The sequence below is a fragment of the Mesorhizobium sp. M0816 genome (assembly GCF_040320005.1).
Classification (GTDB): Bacteria; Pseudomonadota; Alphaproteobacteria; order Rhizobiales; family Rhizobiaceae; genus Mesorhizobium.
The window spans coordinates 39,718-46,280 of the sequence record NZ_JAMYOT010000040.1 but is presented as its reverse complement, the minus strand read 5'-3'; the positions used below and the strand labels follow the sequence as shown (position 1 = coordinate 46,280).

6 protein-coding genes and 1 pseudogene are annotated in these 6,563 nt (G+C 61.8%); 2 read left to right on the top strand and 5 right to left on the bottom strand.

Going from position 1 to position 6,563, the window contains the following annotated elements; all coding sequences use genetic code 11:
* Positions 1 to 279: pseudogene (locus tag NKI17_RS32975) on the top strand (IS630 family transposase); the annotation flags it as partial.
* On the opposite strand, the gene NKI17_RS32970 reads toward NKI17_RS32975, so the two are convergent.
* From NKI17_RS32970 to argE, 5 genes are all read right to left on the bottom strand, one after another.
* Positions 276 to 1,751 (bottom strand): NAD-dependent succinate-semialdehyde dehydrogenase, encoded by a 1,476-nt coding sequence (locus tag NKI17_RS32970; protein WP_352907480.1) that lies wholly within the window; start codon positions 1,749 to 1,751, stop codon positions 276 to 278. The pseudogene NKI17_RS32975 and the gene NKI17_RS32970 overlap by 4 nt on opposite strands.
* A gap of 18 nt (positions 1,752 to 1,769) precedes the next feature.
* Positions 1,770 to 2,813, bottom strand: a complete 1,044-nt coding sequence (locus NKI17_RS32965; protein ID WP_352907479.1) for a tartrate dehydrogenase — start codon at positions 2,811 to 2,813, stop codon at positions 1,770 to 1,772.
* A gap of 171 nt (positions 2,814 to 2,984) precedes the next feature.
* Positions 2,985 to 3,341 (bottom strand): cupin domain-containing protein, encoded by a 357-nt coding sequence (locus tag NKI17_RS32960; protein WP_352907478.1) that lies wholly within the window; start codon positions 3,339 to 3,341, stop codon positions 2,985 to 2,987.
* A gap of 14 nt (positions 3,342 to 3,355) precedes the next feature.
* On the bottom strand, positions 3,356 to 4,279 hold the full coding sequence (locus tag NKI17_RS32955; protein WP_352907477.1) for a 2-hydroxyacid dehydrogenase: 924 nt from the start codon (positions 4,277 to 4,279) through the stop codon (positions 3,356 to 3,358).
* Between the two features lie 16 nt (positions 4,280 to 4,295).
* Positions 4,296 to 5,420, bottom strand: coding sequence for an acetylornithine deacetylase (gene argE / locus NKI17_RS32950; protein ID WP_352907476.1), 1,125 nt, complete (start codon positions 5,418 to 5,420; stop codon positions 4,296 to 4,298).
* 242 nt (positions 5,421 to 5,662) lie between these two features.
* Here argE and NKI17_RS32945 point away from each other — a divergent pair, with 242 nt between their 5' ends.
* Positions 5,663 to 6,541 carry a GNAT family N-acetyltransferase gene (locus NKI17_RS32945; RefSeq protein WP_352907474.1) on the top strand — a complete coding sequence of 293 codons (879 nt, stop codon included), beginning with the start codon at positions 5,663 to 5,665 and terminating at the stop codon, positions 6,539 to 6,541.
* Positions 6,542 to 6,563 lie beyond the last annotated feature (22 nt).

Genomic DNA, 6,563 nt, shown 5'->3' with positions numbered 1-6,563 from the left:
CCCAACGTGCGCGCTTGGCTCGACCGCCATCAGCGCTTCACCTTCCACTTCACGCCGACGTCGTGCTCGTGGCTCAACGCGGTCGAGGGTTTCTTCGCCAAGTCGAAGCGTCGCCTCAAGCGCGGCGTCTTCCATTCCGTTGTCGACCTCCAAGCGGCAATCAACCGCTTCCTCGTAGAGCACAACCAGCAACCCAAACCCTTCTCTTGGATCGCCGACCCCGACAAGATCATTGCCGCCGTCAAACGCGGGCACCAAGCGTTAGATTCCATCCACTAGTTAAGCCCGCCAACATGAAGCGCCTTGACCTCGAGATATTCCTCGATGCCGAGCTGCGATCCTTCGCGCCCCACTCCGGACTGCTTGACACCGCCGAAAGGCGCAACCTCGGTCGAGATCATGCCTGTGTTGAGCCCGACCATACCGAACTCCAGCGCCTCGGCAACACGCCATGAGCGCTTGAGGTTGTCGGTGTAGAAGTAGGCGGCAAGGCCGAACGGCGTACCGTTCGCAATGGCGATGGCCTCTTCCTCCGTCTCGAAGCGAAAAAGCGGCGCCACCGGACCGAACGTCTCTTCCGATGCCAGGAGCATCCCCGTAGTAGCTTCTCCCAGCACGACGGGCCGTGCATATTGCTTACCCTCCGGCATCGTCTCGCTTTGGGCGATGATCTGCGCACCTTTCGCCCGTGCATCCGCGATGTGACGCTCGATCTTGTCGATCGCGGCCGCGTTGATCATCGGGCCGATCTCAGTGCCCTCGTCGGTCCCTGCGCCAACCTTCATCCGCGTGACGCGCCGGCTCAGCTTTTCGGCGAAAGCGTCGTAAACGCCTTCCTGCACAAGAATCCGGTTCGCGCAGACGCAGGTTTGACCGCCATTGCGGAACTTGGATGCGATCACCCCTTCAACTGCCTTATCCAGATCGGCGTCGTCAAAGACGATAAAGGGTGCGTTGCCGCCAAGCTCCAGGCTCAGCCGCTTGATACTATCGGCCGCACCACGCATGAGCAGCGCACCGACGCGGGTCGAACCGGTGAACGAGATCTTGCGCACCGTCTGATTGGCCATCAGTTCGTTGCCGATTTCGACGGGCATGCCCGTCACAATGTTGATCACGCCTGCAGGGATACCTGCCCGTTCCGCCAGAACGCCGAGCGCCAGCGCCGAGAATGGCGTAAATTCCGACGGCTTGATGACAACCGTACAACCTGCGGCCAGCGCCGGTGCTACTTTGCGTGCGATCATCGCGTTGGGGAAATTCCACGGCGTGATGATGGCGCAGACGCCGACGGGTTCTTTCAGCACCAGAATGCGGCGATCGGCCGTGGGTGACGGAATGGTCGAGCCACCGATCCGGCGCGCCTCCTCCGCAAACCATTTCACAAAAGATGCGCCGTAGCGGATTTCCGCCACCGCCTCGGCAAGCGGCTTGCCCTGTTCCAGCGTCAGCAGGAGCGCGAGATCCTGTTCGTGCTGGCGAATGAGGTCGTGCCAGCGCTCCAGAAGTCCTGCACGCTCGGCATGGGTCTTCTTCGTCCAGCTTTTGAAGGCCTCAGCCGCGGCAGCGATTGCCGCTCTCGTCTCGTTCTCGCCCATTGCGGGAACGGTGCCGAGAACACTTTGGCTGGCAGGGTCAATGACATCGACCACGCCCTTCGTTTCGCCACCCCGCCAGACACCGCCAATCAGCGCCTGCTGGCGGAAAAGGTCGGAATCGTTGAACATGCCAATCTTCGTCATCGCATTCATGGTCTTTCCTCTGCTCTTTCAGCTCAATCGTGCCAGCACGGCCTGCGTGATTGTTTCAGTCCTGTCCTTGCCCGCGATCGTGCCAATCCCCCGCGCGGTTGCGGACTCGATTGCCGACATCACTTCGGCCGCAGCCTGCCCCTCGCCCAGATGCTCGAGCATCATCGCACCGGACCAGATCGCGGCGATCGGATTGGCGACACCGAGATGCGCGATGTCGGGCGCCGAACCGTGGACCGGCTCGAACATGGAAGGCGCGCTGCGATCGGGATTGATATTGGCGGAGGCGGCGTAACCCAGCCCGCCCTGAATGGCCGCTCCAATATCCGTGAGGATGTCGCCGAAAAGGTTCGATGCGACGATTACGTCGAGGCTTTCCGGCGCCAGGACCATGCGGGCGGCAATGGCGTCGATGTGGTAGTGCGAGACCTCCACATCGGCATAGTCTTTTGCCAACTCGCGCGTGACCTCATCCCAGAAAACCATGGTGTGTTTCTGCGCGTTGGATTTGGTGACAGATGCGAGCTTCCTGCGACGCACCCGCGCCTGTTCGAAACCGAAACGGATGATCCGTTCGACACCCGTACGCGTGAAGATCGCAGTCTCAACCGCGACCTCATCGGCCGTGCCGGAATGAACGCGCCCACCGGCGCCGGAATATTCGCCTTCCGTATTCTCGCGGATGCACAGGATATCGAAGCCATCGGAGCGGAGCGGCCCCTGAACGCCCGGCAACAGCCGGTGCGGTCGTATGTTGGCGTACTGCGTGAACCCTTTCCGGATCGGCAGGAGCAGTCCGTGAAGCGATACCGAGTCGGGCACTTCCGCGGACCAGCCCACAGCGCCGAGATAGATCGCATCGAATTTTCGAAGTGTCTCGATGCCGTCTGACGGCATCATTGCACCGGTCTCCAGGTAGTAGGCGCACGACCACGGGAATCTTGTGTCATCAAGGGCGAAACCGCTCCGCTTTGCCGCCGCCTGCAGCACCTGCCATGCCGCCTGCGTGACGTCCTTGCCGATGCCGTCGCCGGGGATGAGCGCTATCTTGTAGGTCTTCATTGATGGAGGTCCTCATTTGCACTAGCGTCATCGGAACAATAGTCGACCGCCCGCCGCATTTTCCGTCGAGGATGAGCCGCCCGGCGGCGTCGAATCGCGTCAGGCGGAACTTGAAAAGCCGATTGTTCTGGAGCCGCCGCGCGCTATTCGGCCGGACCTTGAGCACTGAACTCAGTCATAGACGCAGACGTAGATCTTGCGCACGGTCTCGATAGTGCGCCAGACGCCGACGAAACCAGGCTTCATCACGAAACTGTCGCCGGCGCGGTAGGTCTTGGTCTCACCGCCCTTCTCCTCGATTTCGACGAGACCCGAAACGATGTGGCAGAACTCGGAGATAGTGCCCTTGATCGAATGCGTCTCGCCGGGCGTCGCCTCCCAGACACCGGTGAGCACCTTTTCGCCCTTCGAGGCATCCTGCGCCCAGGTCTTGAAGGATGGATTGCCGGAAATGAGCCGCTCCGGAGCCGGTAGTGCCTCCTTCGGCGCAAAGTCTGGAACTGTGTCGATCGTGATCAGAAGTGACATGTGATGTTTCCTGGTTAGTAGCCGAGTGTCCGATCGACGAGGCCGATCAGTTCTTCTCCGGCGCGGTGGCGCCGGATGTTGTCCACGACGGATTGTGCCGCCGTATGCGGTTGCGTCACCGAGGCGATGTGAGGCGTTATCATCACCTTCGGATGCGACCACAGCGGATGGTCTTCCGGGAGCGGTTCTGGATCAGTGACATCAAGCATCGCCGCAGATACGTGACCGGTGTCGAGCGCGTTGATCAGCGCGGCCTGGTCCAGTTGCGGACCCCTGCCGACATGCAGCAGCTGCGCCCCGACGGGCAGCAAGTCGAAGAACTCTGCATCGAGCACACCGTGTGTTTGTTCCGTGAGCGGGAGCAGGCAGACGAGAATATCCGTTTGCTTCAGAAAGCCCGCGAGTTGGTCCGTGCCGTGAAAACAGGCGACGTCCTCGATCCGCTTTTCGCTGCGGCTCCAGCCGGCAAGCGGAAACCGGAAGGGCTTCAAGCGCTCGATAGCCGCCTGCGCCAGCATCCCAAGGCCGAGGAAGCCAACCCGGCGTTCGGCCGCCTGTCGAGCGGCAATCGGTTGCCAGAGGCATCTTTTCTGCTGCTCGAGATAGGCGGGCATCTCCCGGTGGAGCGCCAACACGCCGAGCGCGACGTATTCCTGCATCATGCGTATGATGCCGTCCTCGACCATGCGCACAAGCTTCACATGGCTTGGCACCACGTCCTGCTTGAACTGGTCGACGCCCGCTCCGATGGAAAACAGCACTTCCAGATTGCGGTAGCGCGAGATCTCGTCCGGCACCGTCCAGGTGATGAGATAGCGCACCTTCTCCGGCTCCATCTCGTCCCCGGAATGGACGAATTCCAGATCCGGGAGCTGGCGCGCAAAGATCTCGCGGAAGACCGCAGCACGCGCCGCATCGGAATTGAAAAGAAACGCCATGGTGACCGCCCTTCCTTCAGGCCGCAAGACGCGCGCCGAGCCCCTCGATCATCTTCCGGCAAGCGGCGAGTTCACCAATCTCGATATATTCGTCGGGACGATGGGCACGGCCGATGTCGCCGGGTCCGCAAACGACCGCATCGATGCCGGCCTGCTGATAAAGTCCGGCCTCCGTGCCGTAACTCACAGCTGTCAGCGGCTCCTGCCCAGTCAGCTCCGTCAGAACGGCCGCTAGCTCGCTCCCGTTGGCGGGCGCAAGGGCGGGATAGGTGGTCAACTCGTGCCACGCCACATCGAAGCCGCTGTCTCGCAGGGCGAAAAGCCGGGCCTTGACCGGCTCAAGCAGGGAGGCTGGAGAAACGCCGGGCACGGCACGCGCCTCGATATCGGCTGTGCAGTGGCCAGCGATGATGTTGACCGCCTGTCCACCGGCGATGACGCCCACCTGCAAGGAAGAATACGGGGGCTCGAAATTGTCATCGAGCGGCCCGTCGGCGAGGGATCGGCCGTAGGCCACGGCGTGCGTGATAACGCCGGCCATGGCATGCACGGCATTGAGTCCGAGATCGGGGCGTGACGAATGGCCTGATCGCCCGATCACCTCGAGTCGCGCGGCGGCCTTCCCCTTGTGCGCGCGCACGGGCTGCATCCGGCTCGGCTCGCCGACAATCGCGCCAAGCGGCCTCTCGCATAAGCTCGGCAACGCGGCTAGGAGATGCGGCACACCACGGCACCCCGCCTCTTCGTCATACGAGAATGCGAGATGAACTGGCTGCCGCAGGTTCATCGCCGCAAGTCCTGGGAGCGCGGCCAATGCGCAGGCGAGGAAGCCCTTCATGTCGGTGGTGCCGCGACCGTATAGCCTGCCACCCTCGCGGCGCAGGACGAAGGGGTCCGAGCTCCATTCCGGCTCGCCGGCCGGCACGACATCCATATGTCCGGAGATGATGTAGCCCCGACCCTGGCGCGGGCCGATCGTAAGGAAAAGGTTGGACCGGTCACCCTCGGGACCGGGCAGAACCGTCACCTCGGCTCCGGCTGCCTGACAATAGTCGCGGATCCAATCGACGATCGCGCCGTTTGGCGTGCCCACAACAGAGGGAAATGCAACCAGGGTCGCGAGGATTTCTTCCACGTTCATGGCGGTCCGCTCTGCTTGCACACTATCACCGGGTGCAACCAGCCTATCCGCAGGCAGCAGTGTTCCCTGCCGAATTGCGTCGTGCTTTGGCCGAAGATTGCGAAAAAGCACTTCGAACCAGCGAAACCTGCTGGCTTTCCCGTATAATGCTGCGGCAAAAGAGGTATGTCGCGACATGGCGATCGATGACAGGATCAACACCGCTTGCCTTGCGCATTCGTTGAAGGAGCGGATCGATTGAGATGCAGAGATCAGTACGCCTGAAATCCTTCGAACTGGTCGCGCGGGACATTGATGATGTCGACGTCAAGCTACTGCACGCGCTGTCGATCTCAGTCCGCTGGCCTCACCGGCCGAAGGATTGGGACTTTCTGCGCCGTGCCGGCCGCGGCATTGTTGCCGTTGATGGTATTGGACGCGTTTTCGGGAGCGCGATGTGGTTTCCCCACGGGGACGACTTTGCCACCATTGGCCTGGTGATCACAACGCCACGCACACAAGCGCAAGGAGGCGGCCGATGGCTCATGGACCTAGTCCTTGAGCAGTGCGGCGATCGCAATTTGGCACTCAACGCGACCCATGCTGCCTACCCCCTCTACGTTTCACTCGGCTTCACGACCGAGGCGATCGTATACCAGCGCCAGGGGGAGGTCCCACAAACACTCCCGGCTATGCCGGCCTTGAACGGTGAATTGCAGGCGCTGTCGAGCGACAGGCTTAAGGACATCACGCCGCTGGATACGCGCGCGTTAGGGATAAACCGCGAGAGGCTGCTCGCGTTGCTCGCAGCGGATGCCTCAATCTGCACTTTGAGCCGCGGCGGCGAAATCGTCGGCTATTCCATGTGTCGCGAGTTCGGACGTGGCCACGTGATCGGCCCCATGGTCGCGCGAAACGATCTCGACGCGGTCCATCTTACAGCCCTGCATCTGAAGGAACTGGCAGGACGATTCGCCCGCGTCGACACCCGCGAGAAGGATGGCGTGTTTGCCGCGTTTCTCCAGCAGAGCGGCTTCGGCATTGCCGAGACCGTTACGACCATGTCCAAAGGGCGCCGCTTCCTGAACCGGCAAGACAATGGGCCTTGGGTCTATGGATTGGCCGGCCACGCCTTGAGCTGAATGCAAGCATACTGTCGCCTTC

Excerpts from the sequence above, each read along its gene's own strand:
- NKI17_RS32970 (WP_352907480.1), bottom strand. The coding sequence starts at position 1,751 with ATGAATGCGATGACGAAGATTGGCATGTTCAACGATTCCGACCTTTTC.
- NKI17_RS32965 (WP_352907479.1), bottom strand. The coding sequence starts at position 2,813 with ATGAAGACCTACAAGATAGCGCTCATCCCCGGCGACGGCATCGGCAAG.
- NKI17_RS32960 (WP_352907478.1), bottom strand. The coding sequence starts at position 3,341 with ATGTCACTTCTGATCACGATCGACACAGTTCCAGACTTTGCGCCGAAG.
- NKI17_RS32955 (WP_352907477.1), bottom strand. The coding sequence starts at position 4,279 with ATGGCGTTTCTTTTCAATTCCGATGCGGCGCGTGCTGCGGTCTTCCGC.
- argE (WP_352907476.1), bottom strand. The coding sequence starts at position 5,420 with ATGAACGTGGAAGAAATCCTCGCGACCCTGGTTGCATTTCCCTCTGTT.
- NKI17_RS32945 (WP_352907474.1), top strand. The coding sequence starts at position 5,663 with ATGCAGAGATCAGTACGCCTGAAATCCTTCGAACTGGTCGCGCGGGAC.